Origin of the sequence: Lacibacter sediminis, assembly GCF_014168535.1 — a bacterium.
GTDB classification, from domain to species: Bacteria; Bacteroidota; Bacteroidia; order Chitinophagales; family Chitinophagaceae; genus Lacibacter; species Lacibacter sediminis.
Window position 1 is genome coordinate 3,741,244 of sequence record NZ_CP060007.1, and the last position, 21,196, is coordinate 3,762,439.

Annotated in this window: 14 protein-coding genes; 7 read left to right on the forward strand and 7 right to left on the reverse strand. The window is 40.7% G+C overall.

The annotated features are described in order from the left end of the window. Nucleotides 1-97 precede the first annotated feature (97 nt). Complete coding sequence (locus H4075_RS15820) at nucleotides 98-379, reverse strand: co-chaperone GroES (protein ID WP_182801800.1); 282 nt, start codon at nucleotides 377-379, stop codon at nucleotides 98-100. Nucleotides 380-599: 220 nt separating this feature from the next. Beyond that, the gene (locus tag H4075_RS15825) at nucleotides 600-4,658 is read right to left on the reverse strand and encodes a T9SS type A sorting domain-containing protein (protein ID WP_182801801.1); all 4,059 of its coding nucleotides are present in this window, start codon (nucleotides 4,656-4,658) and stop codon (nucleotides 600-602) included. A 127-nt stretch (nucleotides 4,659-4,785) separates the two neighbouring features. Between H4075_RS15825 and nusB the strand changes: the two genes are divergently transcribed. The 5 genes from nusB (at nucleotide 4,786) to H4075_RS15850 (ending at nucleotide 7,917) form a co-directional block, all read left to right on the forward strand. Then, nucleotides 4,786-5,712: a transcription antitermination factor NusB gene (gene nusB / locus H4075_RS15830; protein WP_182801802.1), complete on the forward strand. Its 927-nt coding sequence runs from the start codon at nucleotides 4,786-4,788 to the stop codon at nucleotides 5,710-5,712. A 43-nt stretch (nucleotides 5,713-5,755) separates the two neighbouring features. Then, complete coding sequence (locus H4075_RS15835) at nucleotides 5,756-6,208, forward strand: DUF1573 domain-containing protein (protein ID WP_182801803.1); 453 nt, start codon at nucleotides 5,756-5,758, stop codon at nucleotides 6,206-6,208. Between the two features lie 11 nt (nucleotides 6,209-6,219). Next, complete coding sequence (gene yajC, locus H4075_RS15840; protein WP_182801804.1) at nucleotides 6,220-6,552, forward strand: preprotein translocase subunit YajC; 333 nt, start codon at nucleotides 6,220-6,222, stop codon at nucleotides 6,550-6,552. Between the two features lie 91 nt (nucleotides 6,553-6,643). Further along, nucleotides 6,644-7,240 carry a dephospho-CoA kinase gene (coaE, locus tag H4075_RS15845; protein ID WP_182801805.1) on the forward strand — a complete coding sequence of 199 codons (597 nt, stop codon included), beginning with the start codon at nucleotides 6,644-6,646 and terminating at the stop codon, nucleotides 7,238-7,240. Further along, the gene (locus tag H4075_RS15850; protein WP_182801806.1) at nucleotides 7,237-7,917 is read left to right on the forward strand and encodes a CPBP family intramembrane glutamic endopeptidase; all 681 of its coding nucleotides are present in this window, start codon (nucleotides 7,237-7,239) and stop codon (nucleotides 7,915-7,917) included. Before coaE ends, H4075_RS15850 begins: the two co-directional genes overlap by 4 nt. Nucleotides 7,918-8,003: 86 nt before the next feature. Here the strand turns inward: H4075_RS15850 and porQ are convergent, their stop codons facing one another. From porQ to pafA, 3 genes are all read right to left on the reverse strand, one after another. Beyond that, nucleotides 8,004-9,068 carry a type IX secretion system protein PorQ gene (porQ, locus tag H4075_RS15855; protein ID WP_182801807.1) on the reverse strand — a complete coding sequence of 355 codons (1,065 nt, stop codon included), beginning with the start codon at nucleotides 9,066-9,068 and terminating at the stop codon, nucleotides 8,004-8,006. Between the two features lie 158 nt (nucleotides 9,069-9,226). Then, a complete protein-coding gene (gene lon / locus H4075_RS15860; RefSeq protein ID WP_255460209.1) occupies nucleotides 9,227-11,650 on the reverse strand; it encodes an endopeptidase La in 2,424 nt (807 codons plus the stop codon). A gap of 98 nt (nucleotides 11,651-11,748) precedes the next feature. Further along, nucleotides 11,749-13,395, reverse strand: coding sequence for an alkaline phosphatase PafA (gene pafA, locus H4075_RS15865; protein WP_182801808.1), 1,647 nt, complete (start codon nucleotides 13,393-13,395; stop codon nucleotides 11,749-11,751). A 149-nt stretch (nucleotides 13,396-13,544) separates the two neighbouring features. On the opposite strand from pafA, the gene H4075_RS15870 reads away from it, so the two are divergent. Beyond that, the gene (locus H4075_RS15870; protein WP_182801809.1) at nucleotides 13,545-14,852 is read left to right on the forward strand and encodes an aminotransferase class I/II-fold pyridoxal phosphate-dependent enzyme; all 1,308 of its coding nucleotides are present in this window, start codon (nucleotides 13,545-13,547) and stop codon (nucleotides 14,850-14,852) included. A 310-nt stretch (nucleotides 14,853-15,162) separates the two neighbouring features. Beyond that, nucleotides 15,163-17,631 carry a T9SS type B sorting domain-containing protein gene (locus H4075_RS15875; protein ID WP_182801810.1) on the forward strand — a complete coding sequence of 823 codons (2,469 nt, stop codon included), beginning with the start codon at nucleotides 15,163-15,165 and terminating at the stop codon, nucleotides 17,629-17,631. 74 nt (nucleotides 17,632-17,705) lie between these two features. On the opposite strand, the gene H4075_RS15880 is transcribed toward H4075_RS15875, so the two are convergent. Continuing rightward, nucleotides 17,706-18,386 carry a LolA family protein gene (locus H4075_RS15880; protein WP_182801811.1) on the reverse strand — a complete coding sequence of 227 codons (681 nt, stop codon included), beginning with the start codon at nucleotides 18,384-18,386 and terminating at the stop codon, nucleotides 17,706-17,708. Between the two features lie 191 nt (nucleotides 18,387-18,577). After that, a complete protein-coding gene (locus H4075_RS15885) occupies nucleotides 18,578-21,112 on the reverse strand; it encodes an FtsK/SpoIIIE family DNA translocase (protein WP_182801812.1) in 2,535 nt (844 codons plus the stop codon). Nucleotides 21,113-21,196 lie beyond the last annotated feature (84 nt).

Sequence of the window (21,196 nt, forward strand, 5' to 3'; positions counted from 1 at the left end):
ATTTGAGAATTAATTAATTTAAAAAATTAAAGCTTCACGCTGTTCGCTGCAAGCTACAAGCCTTTGCGTGCAGCAAATGGCTAACAGCTTCGGGCTTTTATACAATTGCCAGGATGTCGCTTTCACGCATGATCAACAGATCATCACCATCAATTGCGATTTCAGTACCGGCATATTTACCATACAAAACCGTGTCGCCAACTTTTACGGTTACAGGTTCGTCTTTTTTACCGGGACCGGCAGCCACTACAGTACCACGTTGTGGTTTTTCTTTTGCAGTATCGGGAATGATGATACCACCAGCTGTTTTTTCTTCAGCAGGAGCAGGCTTCACAATTACCCTGTCATGTAAAGGGGTAACACTTACCTTCTTAGCCATAATTATTCGTTTTTTGGTTTTGAAATGAAATTTATTGATGCCCTTTCAAAGGGGCAACGAAGGTAAGCGAATACAGTGCCACCCCGCCAGAACAGGAAAAAATTTCAGAAATGGCGGGAAACAGGGGTTTTAGTTCAAAATTTCTGACAGGAAGGAAGACAAATTTGCATAATTGTCTGAAGAAAAGATAAGGCCCGTCTATGGGACGGGCCTTTATGATTTACTGTTTTATCAGTTTGAAACTTTGCGTTTTATTACCGGCATCTATCCGTAGAATATATACTCCGTCCGGAATCGATTTTTCATTGATCGGTAATTGGTCGTTGCCATCCGTGCGTCCAAGATCCCAGCGCTGCAACAATTGTCCGTTGTTGCTAAACAGCGTTGCCTGTATTTGTTGCCGGCTTCGATTACTGATGCTTAACGGTATACTTGTGCTTACAGGGTTTTGCAGCAGTTTTACAAAATCTGCCTGCTGAGTTGGATTACGGACCGACGTTACTGTTCCTTCCGTAAGGAAATACAAACCGGGACCAAACACTGTTGCTGTATAAAGATAACCTGTTCCAAAATTAGCTACAGCTGTAGTGTAGATATTGGTGTTTCCGCTGGTGGCAGCGCCAATAGTACCTGCAGTTGTACCAGCCAGGCGAACCTGGTTTGGATCTTTGCCACCCAGCTCCGCAGCTGAGAAATAAACACCAAGCGAATAGCTGCTGTTTTGCGGAGTTCCCACAAAATCAACAAACACAATTTTTTGAGAGCGTGGACCAGCAAAAAAGCTTTGCCAAACATTTCCAGATGCCGCTATACTTGAAGTAACACATTCGAAATTGCGTGAAGCCTCCGAAATACGACTGATGATATCAAAGCCACTGTAGAAATAATAAGTACCACTGGTTGCAACAAATTCACTCCGGGTAGTATTTTGAGCAGTGGCGATTGGGTTTCCTGAACTTGCCCCAAATGTTACTTTTGCCCTTGCGTCAGAAATAAACGCTGCTCCAAGTGAACAGCCTGCATTCGTTACCACATCGGAATAAGAAGATGCTCTGATGCCTGTACCCAATGCAGTAGCTGTACCCTCTACAATATCAGCAGCTGCATCAACCGGCAGAGCTCCGTTATCAAAGCAGATATTCACCACAAGATTTGAGGCCCCATCCCAAAAAAACGGCGTTGAAAAATTAAATGTGTTAAGACCAAACACGGTACTGTAATTAGCAGAATATACCTGTGAAAGAGTTCCTCCCGCAAAACCGTTTAAAGAGGTGGTAGTAGTATTTCCCATTGAAATAGTAAATCCGTTGAAAGGCTTTGTACTATTCTTTGTTGTGACATTTAATACCATTGATGTAATGTATCCTTCTCCCGAAATACCTGCAGATGCTAAATCAGATGAGGTAAAAAGGTATTGCAAACGGAAGGCAGAACGGTTACTTCGGAACGGACTCTGGTTATTCAGGTTGGCATCACCTACACCAATATCGTAATTGCCGCTATAATTTGTTGGTATTGGTGCTACGTCATTGTCCGTTATAGTAAAGCTATACGACTGACTACTTGGAGCAGCTAATGCATTCGTTGAGCCGCTTACTGTGTAGGACAATGTAAATGACTCAGCAGATTCTATCTCTGAATCATTGTACACACGAATCGTTATTGGTTGTTCAGCAGTTGAACCATTAGGAAATGTAAGCACGTTTGAAGGCGTACTGAAATTACCATTGGTGGTAAAGTCATAATCAATTCCCTGAACCGCAGTACCACCGCCGGCTACACTTAAGGTGACAGTAGCAGCGCCCACAGGAGCTTGGTCAATACGCATGTTTACAGTATAATCTTTGTAATTGCGGCAAACATTGCCTGACGTAGTGGTTGCTTCCTGTACGGTATTATAGGTGTAGGATGATGAAAAACGAATATAAGGAACAGCTGATGGGAGTGTTGCAGTCCACATGCCACGTCCGTGGGTAGCAGCTAAGATGGTTCCATCACGTTGACGGTATTGAAGCATATTGGTTCGCACAATCGGGAACGAACTATTCTGTACCCACACTGTTGAGCTTCCGTTTATATCATCTGTTTCATAGATGCCCATATCAGTTGCAACAATAGCCTTGTCATTATCTTCCGGATAAAACATCCCCCATCTCACAGGAATATCTGGAAGAGTACCGGTGATATTTGTCCAACCGGATGTACCACCTCCTGTTGAACTTACAAATACATGCTGCACTCCATAGTTTGAAAAAGTGGCGATGAGATTGTTATCATCTGTACCCACATTTATACTTGAAATGGTAGCACTGCTTGTGGGCATATTCGATCCGGTAATATTTGTTACGGTCGGGTTAATAAGATGGGCGTTATCTACTTTCACAACTCTCCCACCTGATGAACCAAAAAACACACGATTATTGGTGTAGGGCGACACTTTTAAACTACTTACGGTTGTACTGGTTGCTGAAGAAATTGAAAGCGTTGTGAAATTTGAACCGCTTTGAGGATTTTCCCATCGAACAAATGTACCGCCGGAACCACTTGCATACATTCGGTTATTCATATCATCGTAATCCGTAGGGTTGATGAAAAGACCAACCGTTGGGGATTGATTAACAGACGACCATGATGCTCCGCTGTTAATACTCCTGCGATAGTTGCTTCGGGTGGTAGCACTAAACTGATACTGAGGTTCATTTTCATCAATATGAGTAAAGCCACCATCGCCTCCATGAACTTCTGTACTTCCGCTCAGGCCAGCAGCAGTTAATTGATGTGTTCCGTTATCCTGAGTCCCTCCAAGAAAATAATTGGTTGATGTGGGATGGATGGCACAGGAATAAAATTGCTTTATACGTAATCCAACATTGCGGTCTTCATAATTATTTCCATTATCAGTTGATAAGAAAATGCCGCCATCTGTTGCCACCATCACTTGTGTACCATTCCAAACAACCGAATGATGATCGGCATGGACATAATTGATTGCTGTACCAACCCAGCGAGTGATCTGTGTCCAGGTGACACCGCCGTCATCAGATTTATAAAAATTTAATCCTCCGGCGATCACAATATTCGGGTTGGTTGGATCTGTTCCAATAGCAAGATCGTACCAGCCTTGTCCGGCGTTAATGGTTGGCTCTGTTCCGGTACCTGGAGGTGAAGTGGTTGTTGCTGACCAGTTAGCACCTCCATCCGTAGATTTATATATTGTTGGAGTAAGATCAGATGAGTTAGAAGGCAAAACATATAATGTATTACCTGCAACTGCAAGCTCACAATTGTACTGATAGTTGAGAAAGGGTGTTGTTGGTGATACCCAACTGGCAGAAGTTGCAGTTGCAGGATTATCAACAAAAAAATACCCCGATTGATTGATCGTACTTCCTCCCGCACCCATGGTTACATGCATACGGCCCGTGCTGCTAATCCGCAAATCAGTAATACGGTTACCACTTTCAGGAGTAACAGGTGTAATATTCGTCCAGGTAATACCTCCATCTGTTGAACGTTGCAAACCACGGCCATTCCCGGCTGTGCCAACATACACATTACCGGCAGCATCGCATACAATTTTCGAAGCATTCCAAAAAGAAGTCGTACTTGGCAACAGGCTCCAGCTAACCCCATTATTTGTACTTTTCCATATACCACCACCACGCACAGCATCAATATTACCGTTACGCTCTCCTGTAGCAAAGTACATGATCTGTGGATTACTGGGATCTTGACAAATGCTCGCTACTGCAAGGTTTCCAAGAAAGTCGTTAACCAATATCCAGTTGGCGGGAGACGCAGTTATATTAGTTGTTTTCCATAATCCTCCACTCACACTACCAACCCACACTGTTTTTTTTGTAGCATCGGCCAAGTCAACATGAATGGCCCTTATACGGCCGGCCGTTACGGCACTATTACTTGGTCCTCGTGTATTACCATTGCTGGCTCCTACAACATCAGTAAAAGGTCCACGCTCTACCCAATTAAGCGCTGAAATACGGGCTACCTTTCCGGAGCGTCGCTCAATCATCAGATCTTCATAGGCTCTTACCAACCTGTTTCTTGGTACATACCCGAGCTTTGGGTCACGGGTCATTTCATACTCCATCATCAACGACTCATATGCACCATCCTCGTTTTCTTTGTCCTCCGTTTCTTCGGTTTCAGATTGTTCATCAATGCGATATTCTGAGACTTTTTTATTTCTGTCCTTATTGCAGCTGACAAGTGTTGTAACACAATAAAGGATGGCAATAATGGATAGTACTTTCTTCATGCTCATTTAGTTGGGTGGCCTTTTGAAACTCAAATCTGGCAAGGCTTATATGCAAAAATCAATAAATATCAAATATAAGGCAAAGCAATACTTATCTTTGCGGTTTGTTTAAACAAGTTCTTTCCACATGATCAGCAGAAGAAACATACGGGTTAAGGTGATGCAGACGTTGTACACCTGTTTTACAAGAGAGGGTGATATTACTAAAGAAGAGGCCATTCGAACATTAGATAAGCACATCGACCAGAGCCGGCAACTTTTTGTTTTCCTTATTTACATATTGACAGAAACAGCTCGTTATGCTGAAGCCGATGCCCGGCAAAAGGCATCAAAGCATTTGCCCACAGCTGCGGACCTGAATATCAATACCAAAATTTCCGGTAATACATTGCTTTGGCAACTACTTGAACATACTTCGTATGACAAAGCTGCCAAAGAAATCAAGCCTGAATTGATGGGTGCTGAGGACTGGATCAGGAAACTTTACAGTGAATTGGTGACTTCGGATGTTTACAAACAATACATAAAAATTGAAGGACGTGAAAAAAAACAGGAGAAGGAAATTCTTGAATTTATTTTCACTGATCTGATGCTGCCCAACGAAGATTTCATCAGCTTTATTGAGGAGCGTTTTCTTCATTGGGAAGATGATGCAGATATGATCAACCTGCTGATGCTTAACCTGCTGCAAAAACCGCACAACGGCGATTTTCAGCAATTCGTGAGCAACGAAAAATTAAAATTCGCAAAAGATCTGCTGCTGAGTGTTATTGAAAAAGAAGAAGTGTGTAACGACTATATCAAGGATAAACTCCAAAACTGGGACCCTGAACGTACGGCCATACTCGATATGATTCTGATGCGGATGGGTATTTGCGAGTTCCTGTTCTTCGAAACTATTCCGCCAAAAGTGACCATCAACGAGTATATCGATCTTGCAAAAGACTACAGTACTCCGCAAAGTGGCCATTTTGTAAACGGTATACTCGACAGTATTCATAAAGAACTTGCCACGCAGAATAAACTGCACAAGGTGTCTTTTAAGAAACCATAATCATCGCTTTCCTTTACATTTGCAATCCGATAAATAAATACACATGAAACAATTGATCTTATTGTCAACTTTCATTGCATTTCTTACAGCTTGTGGAAATGCCGACAAGAAAGCAGCTGATGCAGCCACTACCACAACTGAGCAAACTGAAGCGGCAGAAGCGGCAGCACCTGCTGATGTAACAACTGTGCAATGGCTTGATTCTTCACAGAACTTCGGCAAAGTAACCGATGGCGAAAAAGTGATGATCACTTTTCATTTCAAGAATACCGGTACAAAGCCATTGATCATCTCTAATGTGCAGGCAAGTTGCGGTTGCACCGTACCTTCAAAACCGGAAGAGCCCATTGCTCCGGGTGCTGAGGGAAAGATCACTGCAGAGTTTAACAGCGAAGGCCGTGTAGGTAAAGCATCAAAAAATATTACAGTAACAGCAAATACAAAAGAAGGCATCGCAGTTCTTATGTTCGAAGGCGAAGTACTTCCTAAAAAATAAAACAAATACACATGTACGAATTACTCTTATTTGCAGGCGATCCCAAATCAGGTGGTGGAAGCATCCAGTTAGTTTTTCTTGGATTGATGATCTTAGTATTCTGGTTATTCATGATCCGTCCGCAAGCTAAAAAAGCAAAGCAACAAAAGACATTTATTGAGAATCTTCAGAAAGGTGATAAAGTAGTAACGATTGCAGGTATTCATGGCGTAGTTAACAAAGTGAATGAAGATGGAACACTTTCTTTAGAGATCAACCCCGGAAGTTATATCAAAATTGAACGTAGCTCTATCAGCATGGATTGGACAGCACAACTGAACAAGACAGCTGAAGTAAAAAAATAAATACAGCTGATAGTAAATAGCCGGTAGTTATTAGTTAAGTAGTCAATGGGCTAACAACTAAAAAACTATCGGCTATCGGCTTCTTAAAACAATGTTGAAAATCGGATTAACTGGAGGAATTGGCAGCGGTAAGAGTACTGTTGCGAAAGTACTGGAAGTGCTGGGTGTTCCTGTTTATTATGCCGATGAAGCCGCAAAAGAATTAATGCATTCAAATGAGCTGTTAAAACAACAGCTCATTTTACATTTTGGCAAAGAAACTTATTTTGAGGATGGGCAACTGAACCGCAAACACCTTTCGTCTATTGTTTTTAACAACAAAGAAAAACTGGAGTTACTCAACAGTCTTGTGCACCCTGCTACGATTGCTGATGCAAAAGAATGGTTCAGTAAACAGCATTCACCTTATGTTGTAAAAGAGGCGGCTCTTTTGTTTGAAAGCGGAACAGCCGAAGGATTAGATTACATCATTGGTGTAACAGCTCCTATTGCTTTGCGCATTAAACGTGTGATGGATCGTGATGGAGTAACAGCAGATGAAGTAAAGAGAAGAATGGCCAACCAAGTTGATGAAGCATTGAAAATGAAATTGTGTGATTTTGTAGTGCACAACAACGAACAGGAATTATTATTGCCGCTGGTATTGGCATTGCATAACGAACTGATCAAACGATCAACAGAACAATGAGTTTATTATTTATCATCATTATTGCAGCAGGGCTTCCGTTTCTTACAGCACAGAGCTATAAGAATATTAAAAAGATGGAAGCTGAAATGGAAGGCGCACAGATCGCTAAGATACCCGTGTACCTGCAATCAATGTTGATGCAGATGATTCTTTGTGTGCTGGCATTCTTTGCTGCACGTAGTGAAAAGATCGAGATCCCGTTTAAAAGCAATTTCACTTATACTTCAGTTGCTGCTGCTGTTGCATTGATCGGCGTTGCGCTTGGTATTGCCTGGTTATCACAAAAATTTTCGAAAGAAAAAGACGAGAGTACGCTTCATCATATTCTACCCGATACTAATCTTGAACGCCTGATCTGGATACTCGCTTGTGTAGTAGCAGCTTTTTGTGAAGAATATATTTATCGTGGGGTGTTGTTCCAGATGATCATGGGGTATATGGAAAATACCTGGTGGTTAGCCGCTGTGTTAAGTGCTGTTGTATTTGCATTTGGTCATGGTACACAAGGTGAACGGGCCATTATACAGATCATACCATTTGCGGTAGGTTTTCAATTTCTTGCATGGATCAGCGGCGGATTGTTATTGCCAATGATCGCACACTTTATTTACAATATTCTGGTGGAAGTGTTGTTTGGTGAAAAGATCAAGAGAGATGCGGCGGAGGACAAGTTCTGAGTTCTAAAGTTCTTGGTTCCTTACGTATGCATTTTCTCAGTTGTTTTCAACTTTAGAACTTAACAACTCAGAACTGAAAACTATTTTCACCACCCAACCTTTTCTCCCCAACTACCTAACCCAAAATATTTATTCAGCGGCATGGTCAAGCCAATTTGATTATATGCTGTATTGTTTTGAAAATAAGTTCTTGCATAGCGGAATTGTAGTTTTGAAAATAAAACACCAGCACCCAATGAAAAACCTGTAAGACCATTACCGCCATTACTTACTTTTAATTCTCTTCCACGTAAAATATTATATGCAGCAGTTACCTCTACCCTTTCTCCAATAAGTATCTGTGTAGCGAAAACAAAATGCTGAAATATTTTATCAAGGGTGATCTTTTTTGTGGAAGCATTTTCATAACCGTTGTCGTTATTGAACAACGTATCGTTATACAAAATATCAAACCGATGAAGATGGTGCGCTGTCACAGAAAAACGAATAGGTGCTTTTGCCAGACGCTTGGAAATACCGGCTTGTAAATCAAAAGGCAACTCTTCCGGTTCAGCAGGATTATAACGTTTTAATTGTCCGCCCATATTTACTGCAACAATACTTGCCTGTAAAAAATTCGCCGTGTCTCTATACAATACACCCAGGTCGGCTGCAATAGCCGATGAACGATATGGCCCGTAATTGCTTGCTAAAAATTTCAACGACACACCATACTTCCACCGGTTAAGATACTCCCTGCTTGCCTGCACCTGCACAACAAAATCACGTGGACGATAAAGACCTTCCACATTACCGGAAGCATCTGTTTGTTGTGTAGTACCGTAATCGAAATACAAAATACCGGCGGCAAAATTTGTGTTTAACTTTTTACTTCTGAAAGCAAGTATCCAATGAACATTCTTTACACCGGCATACAATGCGTTGAAGTTGGCTGCCATTTGTGTATGCATACTTGAATCAAGTTGTGCAGGATTGAAAAAAGCAAGTGATACGTCATTTGATTCATTGGTAAGATTAATTCCTCCCAATGCAGAGAGCTGAGGCGATGCAGGAAATTTCAGAAAATTATAGGCAGCTCTGCCGCCTAATGTTTGTGCAAACAGGCTAGCAGAAGCAAACGAAACAACCACGAAACAAATCAATTCACGCATAGCAGAAGTAACTGAGGCTGTAATTTAGGCAAAAAAATATCCCCCATAGAAATGGGGGAGTCTCTTTAACCCTTAAAACAACCAACATGAAATAAATTCGTGTCGATGATTATAATAACAGCTTTTTCAAAGCTTGGTTCACTAAACTTGAAAAAAAATTACATTAATGCAAGATCCAATACTTGCTGCATTGTTTTTACATAATGAAACTTCATTCCTTTAATGTATAAGGAGTTGATTTCCTGAACATCCTTTTCGTTTTGCCAGCAGAGTACCACTTCTTTTATGCCAGCACGTTTCGCTGCTAATATTTTTTCTTTAATGCCGCCAACAGGAAGCACCTGACCACGTAACGTAATCTCACCTGTCATTGCAAGGAACGGCTTTACCCTGCGGCCGGTAAAGGCACTTGAGATTGCTGTGAGCATTGTTATACCTGCACTTGGACCATCTTTAGGTACAGCTCCTTCGGGCACGTGGATATGAATATTCTTTTTCTGAAATTCATCCAGGTCTACTCCTATCTTTTTTGCATTGGCCTGCAGATAGCTTAATGCCGTTGATGCACTTTCCTTCATCACATTGCCAAGATTACCTGTTAAACGTAATTCGCCCTTTCCTTCGGCAAGACTGGATTCGATAAATAATATTTCACCACCTACTGCTGTCCACGCAAGACCAACTGCAACACCGGGCATATTGGCCGTTTTATACAGTTCGTTACTGTAACGTGGCTTGCCCAATATTTTTTCAATATCATTCGCTGTAAGCGTTGGCTTCAGCTTTTCTTTCATGGCATATTCTTTCGCTTGCGAACGCATGATAGATGCAAGTTGCCTGTCGAGTTCACGCACACCACTTTCTCTTGTATAATCTTCAATTACTTTTCGTAAAACAGTATCACTTATTTTAAACGGAAATTTTTCTAACCCGTGTGCTTCTTTTTGTTTTGGAACAAGATAGTTTTTTGCGATCTCAATTTTCTCTTCCACTGCATAACCACTCAAATCAATAATTTCCAAACGATCTCTTAATGCTGGTTGAATAGATGCTAAACTATTTGCAGTTGCCACAAACAATACTTTACTGAGATCATACTCAAGTTCAAGATAGTTATCGTAGAAGGTATGATTCTGCTCAGGATCGAGTAATTCCAATAATGCACTTGAAGGATCGCCACGAAAATCATTACCCAGTTTATCGATCTCATCAAGGATCATAACCGGGTTTGATGTTTTTATTTTCCGTAACGATTGTAAAATACGGCCGGGCATTGCACCGATATATGTTTTACGATGACCTCTTATCTCACTCTCATCATGCAATCCACCTAAGCTGATGCGCACATACTTACGGCCAAGTGCACTCGCTATACTTTTTCCCAATGATGTTTTACCAATACCGGGAGGACCAAGCAAACAAAGAATAGGACTCTTCATATCGCCTTTCAACTTCAACACAGCTAAGTATTCAAGTATACGCTCTTTTACTTTTTGAATACCATAGTGGTCATGATCCAATACTTTCTTTGCTTTCTTCAGATCATATTGATCATTGGTGTATTCGCCCCATGGAAGATCAAGCATCAGATCAAGATGATTATAGACTACCGAATAATCCGGTGTTGACGGATGCATCCTTTCCAGCTTCTCAATCCCTTTGCGAAACATATCTTTTGCAGCATCGCTCCATTTTTTTGTTTCTGCTTTTTTCTTCATCTCCTGGATCTCCAGGTCGTTAGCATCACCACCTAATTCTTCTTTGATGCTTTTCATTTGCTGCTGTAGAAAATATTCACGCTGCTGCTTATCGAGTTCAGTTCTTGTTTTGTTGGTTACTTTATTCTTAAGTTCAGTGTACTGCAATTCTTTTTGCAATAAAGTAAGCAACAATTCAGCACGGTGCTTGATGGTTTGTGTTTCAAGCAAACGCTGCTTCTCCGAAATATCACTGTTAAGATTGTTACTTACAAAGTGAACAAGAAAAGCAGGGTTCTCAATATTTTTTAAAATAATGGATGCCTCGCTTGGAATATTAGGCGACAGTTGAATGATCTGCGCAGCCATATCTTTAATCGATCCTGCAACAGCTTTAAAATTTTCATCTTCGGGTGTTGGCTCTTCCTGCAATACTTCAATACTTGCTTTAAAGAACGGATCATCGGAAGTAAGCATGTTAATGCGGAAACGTTTCTTTCCCTGTATGATCACCGTTGTACCGCCATCAGGCATTTTAATCAACTTCACTACTTTAGCAATAGTGCCGGTATATTCAAGATCAATAACTGTAGGATCTTCAACATTGCTGTCTTTTTGTGCCACTACCCCAACCAGTTTGTTGGTTTTGTATGCTTCGTTTACAGCTTGTATACTTTTATCACGACCAACAGTTATTGGTAACACAACGCCGGGAAACAGCACGGTATTTCTTAAAGGAAGAATGGGCAACTCTGCCGGAATTTCAATATCCTCATCGCTGTCGCTTTCAGCTTCATTTAATGGAATGATGGGTAAAAAATCTACATCCTCATCGCCGGGTCTTAAAAACAAACTCTTTTCATTCATAGTTTTCGCTTTAGTCATTTTGACAGATAAGCCCCTCGAAAAGGGGCTTTCTGCAATTTAGTACTGAAGTGCCAAGATTAATGCCAGAGGCATAACCCTGAAAAATCTTCATGCATTTATTCCACAACCGCAAGTATGGGTTTGCCAATACAACCGCTGGGCATCTGGATACGCAACATTGCAGCAATTGTTGGAGCAATATCCGTCATGTAAACTTCTTGGTTGCTTTTGCCGGGCTTAATTCCCCATCCATACCAAAGCAATGGAATATGGCTATCGTATGGATTCCATAATCCATGTGTAGTTCCTGTGGGTCCGCCATCAATCCAGCCCGGTGCAAACATGATCTGAATATCGCCGCTACGTTTTGGATGCCAGCCATTACCCAGGCGCTCCTTTACTAACGCAGCCATTGGTTGTTCTGTTAATTCTTCAATTTCAAATACACGATCAACTCCTTTAATTCCTTTCGCATACTTTATTACCGTTTGAACAATTGCAGAACGATCAAGTTTTGCGGAATCAATTGTGTGATTGTTTAAACTAATTTGATAATTGTATGCACTCAACACGAGATTATCGGCACCAAATAATGTTTTCAATTGTTTATTCAAGTCGCTCACCATTTTATTATCATCCACTGCACCGCCGGGTAATTTATGTTCAGTTGAAAAACCCGGCACATGCGCCACTCCATGATCAGCCGTCAGAAAACTTACATACTGACCTTTACCGACAGTTTTATCAAGATAATCAAACAGCTCACCAAGATCTTTATCTAAACGCAGAAAACCATCTTCAGCTTCTATCGAATTAGGACCAAATGCATGGCCAATATAATCGGGTGATGAAAAGCTTACAGCAAGAAAATCAGTAATGGCATCTTTACCTAATGCTTCGTTTGCAATAGCTTCTTTTGCCAACATCATTGTCATTGTGTTACCATGTGGTGTTGAAGAAATAGCACCGTAGTTTTTCCCAACAAATTGCTTCAGATCATAAGGAAAGCCTTTCTGATCAGTACCAAATGGTTTTCCCTCATAAGCGTTTTCGTCTTTTGTACTTTGCACATAACTGTTGATGGGATAAACCGTGTTCCACCCTTTTTCATAAAAAGCATCTACATGTTTTTTATCATTGAATGATTTTACCCATTGAGGTAAATCGTTCATGTAGTATGTTGATGTGATCCAGTTACCATTTCGTCCATCATACCAATAAGCTGCATTTGCACTATGGCCTGCGGGTAAAATTCCACCTCTGTCTTTAATTGCAATACCTATTACTTTACTGCGAAAATTAGTTGCTAATCTGAGTTCATCACAAATAGTTGTAGTGAGCATATTGCGTGGGCTCATTTCGCCTGCATTAGATGTACTTCCCACAGTTTTTACTGTTTTGTCTTCGCTGCAATAAACAGTTCTTTTAAGTTCGTTATCAAACCAAGCATTACCCGTAATGCCATGCACAGCAGGTACTGTTCCTGTATAAACACTTGTATGGCCGCAAGCAGTTACAGTTGGCGCATAATTGATAAATGCATTTTCGCAACTCATCCCCTGGTTGAGCATACGTTTAAACCCTCCGTTGGCAGCATAACGGTCGTAATACCGGTAGAGATAATCCCAGCGCATCTGGTCGACCATGATACCCAGCACCAGCTTGGGGCGTGCCACGTTTGCATTGGCTGGATTTGCCGTTGTTTTTTGAGCTGATATCTGAATTGAGCAAAGGATTAAAAGAAAAGAAAAGACAAAACGCATACATTTGATTTAGAGGGGTAAAGATACCGTTGATTGCCTGTTTACAAAGTGATTTTTACACGAACGAATCTCTTCGTTTTCATCCTTTTCTTATCGGTGGCAAAACCTTACCTTTGCCGCAAATTTTTCACCCTTAACAATTTCATCATATGGCAGACATTTTTGAGAAGATGCTTAAGAATTCCGGACCCATTGGTCAGCACAGAGAAAGAGCACACGGTTACTTCGCTTTCCCCAAACTGGAAGGCCCTATCAGCAGCCGTATGATGTTTCGTGGCAAAGAGAAAATTGTGTGGAGTCTTAACAACTATCTCGGATTAGCCAATCACCCTGAGATACGTAAAGTGGATGCTGATGCAGCTAAAGAATGGGGACTTGCTTACCCTATGGGTGCCCGTATGATGAGTGGTAATTCAACTCTTCACGAACAACTGGAAAGAGAGCTGGCTGAATTTGAAATGAAAGAAGATTCAATTCTTTTGAATTTTGGTTACCAAGGTATCATGAGTACAATTGATGCGATCTGCGGCCGGCATGATGTGATTGTGTATGATGCAGAAAGCCATGCTTGTATCATTGATGGGTTACGTTTACATCCAGGTCATCGTTATGTGTTTAAGCATAATGATGTAGAAGATTGCGAAAAGCAATTACAACGTGCCACGGCTCTTATTGAAAAGCAAGGCGCTGGTGGTATTCTGTTGATTACAGAAGGTGTGTTTGGAATGGCTGGTGACCAGGGCAAATTGAAAGAGATCTGTGATTTGAAGAAACAATATGATTTCCGTTTATTGGTAGATGATGCACATGGCTTTGGAACACTTGGTAAAACAGGTGCAGGTGCAGGCGAAGAGCAAGGTTGTCAGGAAGAGATCGATCTATACTTCAGCACATTTGCAAAATCAATGGCATCGATCGGTGCTTTTTTAGCTGGACCAAAAGCAATCATTGATTTTATCCGTTACAACATCCGTTCACAAATCTTTGCCAAGAGTTTACCTATGCCAATTGTGGTTGGTAACCTGAAGCGTTTGGAAATGTTGAAAACAATGCCTGAGCTGAAAGAAAAATTGTGGAGCAATGCCCGCAAGCTTCAAACTGGCTTAAAAGAACGAGGCTTTGATATTGGGAAAACAGATAGTCCGGTTACTCCTGTATACATGAGTGGTGGTGTTGAAGAAGCTACTGCAATGGTGATGGACTTACGTGAGAACTACCACATTTTTGCTTCTATTGTTGTTTATCCTGTTATTCCAAAAGGACATATCATTTACCGTTTGATTCCTTCTGCAGCCCATACTGATGAGGATATTGAGCAAACATTGACTGCATTCTCTGAAACAAAAGCAAAGCTTGATGCCGGTGCTTATAAAGTTGAAGCTATCCCTGATATGGCTGAAGACACAGTGAGTGGCAAAAGATTTGACTACATGCTGGACATACCAAAAAATAAATAAATACAAATAGGTCAATTGACTAAAAGAGGCTTTATCAGATGATATAGCCTCTTTTCATTTTCAGTAAAGTCTTTTGCTGGAATGTAGAAATTACGGTAAAACGTTACGAGTTTTCCTAATATCTGCTAATTGTTACCTATTAACACATACGATAGGGTTGTATTTTTCGTTACTCTTCTTTATTTTCGGGCATTATCATGACATAGTTACGTGTTGGGATAATCACTCAATCATAAAATCCGTTGAGTGTAAATCAGAAAACCGATATCGCTAAAAAACCAATATTCTATTCGACCCAAAAAAATACCGCATGAACTGGATTAGAAAAACCATCCTACTAACCTGCTTTTTTATTGCAACACTTTCCTCGTTTGCACAAATTGATACTGAGTTTTGGTTTGCTGCGCCGGACATTTCTTCAAGTACCGGTCTGGATCGACCTGCCTTCTTACGTATTGCTTCTTTTAAAGATGCCGGCACAGTGACAATCTCGCAACCGGCAGGCGGCGGTTTGCCAACACAAGTGATTAATCTTCCTGCCAACTCCAGCGCATCCATTGATTTAACAGCATGGCTTGCTGCTGTAGAATGTGGGCCTGGCAATACAGTACAGAACAAGGGTATCAGAATTGTTTCAACAGCACAGATATCTGTTTACTATGAGGTGAACCATACAAGTCGTAATCCTGAATTATTTGTATTGAAGGGAAAGAATGCATTAGGAAATGATTTCTTTATTTCATCTCAAAATGCTGGATCAAACACTACAGCGCATACACCTTTGCCTTATTCTTCATTCAATATTGTTGCAACAGAAGATAATACAAACATAACTATAACTCCGGCAAAAAATATTGTTGGTCATTTGGCTGGCGTACCATTTACAATTACACTTAACCGTGGACAGACCTATGCTGCCATCGCAACATCACAGGCACCGGCTGATCATTTAGAAGGTTCGAAAGTTACTTCAACGAAACCAGTAGCAATAACACTTGCAGATGATTTAGTAATATCGCCGGGTTATGCCTGTGCTGATTTAATTGGAGATCAAACAATTCCAATAAGTGTAACAGGCACAGAATATGTAGTTACAAAAGGTTATTTAATAGGTACACAGGAAAAAATTTACATTACTGCCACTGCTAATGGAACTACAGTATCACAAGACGGCATTGTAGTTGGCACATTAAATGCCGGACAGACATTACAAACAAATCTTTCAAATGCATCCTCATATATTGTTGCTTCAAATCCCGTTTATGTTTACCAGATTTCTGGTATAGGTTGTGAACTTGGGGGTGCTATTTTACCGCCAATTAAATGTACAGGTAGTTTGTCCGTAACCTATACAAGAAGCAGCAGTCGTTCAAACTATTTGAATGTACTTATCAGAGCTGGCGGGGAATCATTCTTTAAGGTAAATGGCAGTAATAGTGTCATTAAGCCTACAGATTTTTCACCTGTTCCAGGTACAGCAAACCAATGGCTATCGGCAAGTGTTCTTTTATCTAACTCCATTTCAGCAATCGATTCACCCGTAACTATAACAAATTCCCGAACGTTCTTCCACTTAGGTGTATTGATTGGCAATGACAGAGAAGGAACAGCTTTTGGTTTCTTCAGCAGCTTCAACAATAACTATGCTAATGCAAGCACCACAACTCCATTTATTTGTGATGGAGGTAAGGTTTCTCTTTTTGCAGACACTTTACTTACTGCTACATATCAATGGACGGGGCCCAATGGTTTTACCAGTAATCAACAAAACCCGGTGATAAATAATGCAACAACTGCAAGTGCCGGAAAATATTACTTGACCGTTTCACTACCCGGCTGCGGCAATCAGCTCGACTCAGTTACAATTGGAATTGGTGGAAGCAAAACATCAACTGTCAATCGAACAATTTGCGAGGGTGATACAGTTGAAGGTTATACAACCAGTGGAACATATATTGATACATTAAACACAGCACTTGGTTGTGACAGCATCCGCACATTAAATCTTATTGTGTTGCCAAAATCTGTTCTTACGCTCACTCAAACTATTTGTGAAGGAGGTTCTGTTTTTGGTTACACACAAACAGGTATTTACATTGACACATTAACAGCAGCAAATGGCTGCGACAGTATCAGAACAATTAACCTTACTGTATTACCAAGATCAAGATCAACACTTACAGAAACCATTTGTCAAGGACAATCCTATCTCGGATATTCAACCGCAGGAATACATGTAGATACGTTAGTAGCGGCAAATGGCTGCGACAGCATCAGAACGTTAATCTTGAACGTTGATACGCAACCGCTACCCAATTTAGGTCCCAACAGGGAATTGTGTGTTGGGGATACCATTCAACTTTATCCGGGGCTATATGCTTCGTATCTATGGCAGGATAATTCAACCAATGATCGGTTTGTAGTTAATCAAACCGGCAACTATTCGGTAACTGTAACTAATGCCTGTGGCTCAGCCTCAGATGCTGTTACAATAAGGGCAGTTGATTGTGTAATACTGTTCCCGAACGCCTTTACACCTAACGGTGATGGAAGAAATGACTATTTTAAGATTCTGAATGCATTTAATCTCACAGATTATAAATTAACTATTTACAACAGGTGGGGGCAGCTTGTATATACCACTACCGATTTCAGGCAGGGTTGGGATGGGCAATTGAAAGGCATGCCCCAAGACCCCGGAATGTTTGTTTACTATTCAAGTTATAAAAAAGACAACATCCCTGTTACAACCAAAGGCTCTTTCATCTTAATCAGATAAATTGAAAAATTAATAATTAAGAAAGCCACCATCAAATGATGGTGGCTTTCTTAATTCGTATATTTTTATTTCCTTTAGCGAAGATCAACTACTTCTACACCGGGATATTTTGCTTTATCAAATACAAACTGCGCATCTGCAACAGCGGCTTTTCCATTAAGAGTTGCAACAGTATAAGTATACTTATTACCACTCTTCTCTAACACTTTAGTGCTGTAGATGGTTTGAGCTGCTTTATCTACCCACACAATTACTTTGAAAAAAGATTTTGTTTTATCAACAGGAGTTAATTCAATTTCCTGTAATGTTTTACCGGCTTCTTTCTTTTCCCCATTCAGTTTATAAAGAAAATCTTTATCGTAAAAATTGGTAAACAACTTTTGTGGTGTAATAGAATTCTGTGAAGCATCATATTTTGAAATAGTTACTTCATTTACCGATTTATCATAGTTCCAGATATTGGTACCATCACAATAAATATCCTGACCACCCGTAATGTTTACCCGATACTTTGTACCCTTTGTAAACAAAGAGCCTTTCTTAATGCCCAGCACCTTCCCTTTAGCATCTTCATTCTTAAAAGAAAAACTTGCTTGCACTGCTTTAAACGTCTTGAATTTTGCGCTTACTGCATCAAGAATTTTTTTAGCTGCTGGATCGCTCTTACCCAAACTCTGGCTCTGGGCCATGATCGATAAACTAAAGATCGCAGCTATTGCTGTTAGGAGGATCGCCTTCATTCTAATGGTATTCATTCTGTTCTCTGGTTTTTATATATGGATCGCTTGCACAATCCGGTTGTTTAGTATTCAGAGTGCTATCCAAAGTGATTGGTTGCAACTGAAAAACTTAAGAATTTGTAAAGGTGCTGAACAAATCTAAGGCCGCAAAGATAGGTATCTGCAGGAAAATGGTTGAGTGGAAGCCGCTGAGCAAACTTTAACAACTACCCCATCATCTCGAGATGCTGGTTAAGCTCCGATTCTGTCTTGATCAATACATCTCTTGCCTTACTGCCTTGGCTTGGTCCAACGATCCCGGCTGCTTCCAGTTGGTCCATTAAACGACCGGCACGGTTATAACCCAGCTTCATACGGCGTTGCAGCAAGGAAGTAGAGCCAACCTGGTTCTGGACGATCAAACGGGCGGCATCTTCAAAGAGAGCATCTCTATCTGACAGATCAAAATCCTTTCCCTCCAATTCTTTCTCATCAACATACTCAGGCAGTAAAAACGGCTGCGGATAGCCACGTTGTTTACTGATGAACGAAACGATATCATCCACCTCCGGTGTATCAACAAAAGCACATTGTAAACGGGTGAGTTCACCATTGTAACTGATGAGCATATCACCTTTACCGATCAACTGTTCAGCACCGCCTGTATCAAGGATGGTACGACTGTCGACCTTAGACGACACTTTAAAAGCGATCCTTGCAGGGAAGTTGGCCTTAATTGTACCAGTGATAATATTTACTGAAGGACGTTGTGTTGCAATAATGAGATGGATACCAACAGCACGGGCCAACTGTGCCAGGCGTGCAATCGGCATCTCCACTTCTTTACCGGCAGTCATGATCAGATCAGCAAACTCATCAATAACCAATACAATGAATGGAAGATATTGATGCCCTTTTTGCGGATTGAGTTTACGTGCAACAAATTTTTCATTGTATTCACGAAGGTTACGACATCCTGCTTCTTTCAACAGATCATAACGGTTGTCCATTTCAATACACAAAGCATTAAGTGTATTGATCACTTTCTTGGTATCTGTAATGATCGATTCTTCTTCACCCGGCAGTTTTGCTAAGAAATGGTTTTCGATGTGACGATATAAACTCAACTCCACTTTCTTAGGATCGATCAACACAAACTTCAATTGCGATGGATGTTTTTTATACAACAGCGACACAAGTATCGCATTCAAACCAACTGATTTACCTTGTCCCGTTGCACCTGCCATGAGCAAGTGAGGCATAGTTGTAAGATCAACAATGAAGTTTTCGTTATCGATCTTTTTTCCAATGGCAATCGGCAAACCAAAATTGTTATGTTGAAATTTTTCTGAAGACAAGAGTGTTTTCATACTCACCACCGTCTTCTTCACATTCGGCACCTCAATACCAATGGTACCTTTGCCGGGAATTGGTGCAATGATACGGATACCCAACGCTGCAAGACTTAACGCAATATCATCTTCCAGGTTTTTGATACGTGATATACGCACACCTGCGGCAGGAACAATTTCATATAATGTAACTGTTGGACCAACCGTTGCAAATATTTTCTGTATTTCTATATCGTAGTTGCGGAGTGTGCTGATGATCTGATTTTTGTAACTCTCCAGTTCATGCGGATCCTGTACAATTTTTTCGCTACCGTGATTTTCCAGCAAATTCAGTGATGGAAATTTGTAATCTTTCAGATCAAGAAACGGATCATATGGTGGCAAATTCTCTACTACTTTTTTAACAGGCGTTTCATCATCGTCATCTTCGTCCTCATCATCAGTTACATTCTTTATTTCCAATGCAGGCCCAATTTCCTCTTCATCGATCTTAGCTGCCTTCTTTGGTTTATCTGCATATGGAATGGTCATTTCAACTGATGACTCAGTTTGTGGTTGTTCTGCAAAAGGAAGCGGCGTTAGAGGCGCAACATCTTCTTCCTTTTCATTGATGATAAAACTATGAAGTGGATTTTCTTTTTCTTCTGTTAATGGAACCGGTGTAAAAGAAGATTCTTTTTTCAGTTGGTTTTTTGCCTGCTCTTCAATTGCAAATTTTTCATTCACATCAATGGCAACACGTTCAGCAATTTCTTCGGGCAATGGATCAACAATAATTTCTTTTGGTTTGCGTGCAGGCAATTTAAACACCGGGTTAAAACGCCAGATAAGGTAAGAAACTGCAGCTAATGACAAGATCAATCCCGTACCGGCAGTACCAACAAAACCATTTAACCAACTTGCTGAATAATTACCAAATGCCCCACCCCATGGAAAACCAAATCCTTTCATGAAAAATGAAAAGAACACGGGCAACACCAGTAAGCCAACCAACACATACTTGAGGTTACGGGCCATGGAAAAAACTTTCTTCCCGAATAAAAAATTGGTACCGATGATAAAAAAGAAACTGCAGATGAGATAAGATGATACGCCAAATCCTTTGTAAAAAAACAAATGTGATACCCAGGCACCAAAGCGGCCCAACAGGTTAGAGACTGCTACTTCTTCATCAAACAATACACCCGCTCCATGACGCAATACTTTGTCCTGGTCTTCTTTCCAGGTAAACAGGTAAGACGTAAATGCAATAAACAAAACAAGTGAAACAATAAACAAAGCAATGCCGGCGATCTTATGTGTTCGCTCGTCTTTCACCAGTTCCTTTACGTTTATCTGCTCCTCTTTTTCCTGCTTCAGCTGTTCAGGGCTTTCCTTTTTCTTCTTGTCTTTCGTGCGGTTTGAGGCCATAAAAACAAAGATAAAGAATGGAAACATCCTAACAACGGCCAAAAGGAACCTGCTTTCCGCAAAAATTTCTATCTTTCTGCTGAA

Excerpts from the sequence above, each read along its gene's own strand:
- H4075_RS15820 (WP_182801800.1), bottom strand. The coding sequence starts at position 379 with ATGGCTAAGAAGGTAAGTGTTACCCCTTTACATGACAGGGTAATTGTG.
- H4075_RS15825 (WP_182801801.1), bottom strand. The coding sequence starts at position 4,658 with ATGAAGAAAGTACTATCCATTATTGCCATCCTTTATTGTGTTACAACA.
- nusB (WP_182801802.1), top strand. The coding sequence starts at position 4,786 with ATGATCAGCAGAAGAAACATACGGGTTAAGGTGATGCAGACGTTGTAC.
- H4075_RS15835 (WP_182801803.1), top strand. The coding sequence starts at position 5,756 with ATGAAACAATTGATCTTATTGTCAACTTTCATTGCATTTCTTACAGCT.
- yajC (WP_182801804.1), top strand. The coding sequence starts at position 6,220 with ATGTACGAATTACTCTTATTTGCAGGCGATCCCAAATCAGGTGGTGGA.
- coaE (WP_182801805.1), top strand. The coding sequence starts at position 6,644 with ATGTTGAAAATCGGATTAACTGGAGGAATTGGCAGCGGTAAGAGTACT.
- H4075_RS15850 (WP_182801806.1), top strand. The coding sequence starts at position 7,237 with ATGAGTTTATTATTTATCATCATTATTGCAGCAGGGCTTCCGTTTCTT.
- porQ (WP_182801807.1), bottom strand. The coding sequence starts at position 9,068 with ATGCGTGAATTGATTTGTTTCGTGGTTGTTTCGTTTGCTTCTGCTAGC.
- lon (WP_255460209.1), bottom strand. The coding sequence starts at position 11,650 with ATGACTAAAGCGAAAACTATGAATGAAAAGAGTTTGTTTTTAAGACCC.
- pafA (WP_182801808.1), bottom strand. The coding sequence starts at position 13,395 with ATGCGTTTTGTCTTTTCTTTTCTTTTAATCCTTTGCTCAATTCAGATA.
- H4075_RS15870 (WP_182801809.1), top strand. The coding sequence starts at position 13,545 with ATGGCAGACATTTTTGAGAAGATGCTTAAGAATTCCGGACCCATTGGT.
- H4075_RS15875 (WP_182801810.1), top strand. The coding sequence starts at position 15,163 with ATGAACTGGATTAGAAAAACCATCCTACTAACCTGCTTTTTTATTGCA.
- H4075_RS15880 (WP_182801811.1), bottom strand. The coding sequence starts at position 18,386 with ATGAATACCATTAGAATGAAGGCGATCCTCCTAACAGCAATAGCTGCG.
- H4075_RS15885 (WP_182801812.1), bottom strand. The coding sequence starts at position 21,112 with ATGGCCTCAAACCGCACGAAAGACAAGAAGAAAAAGGAAAGCCCTGAA.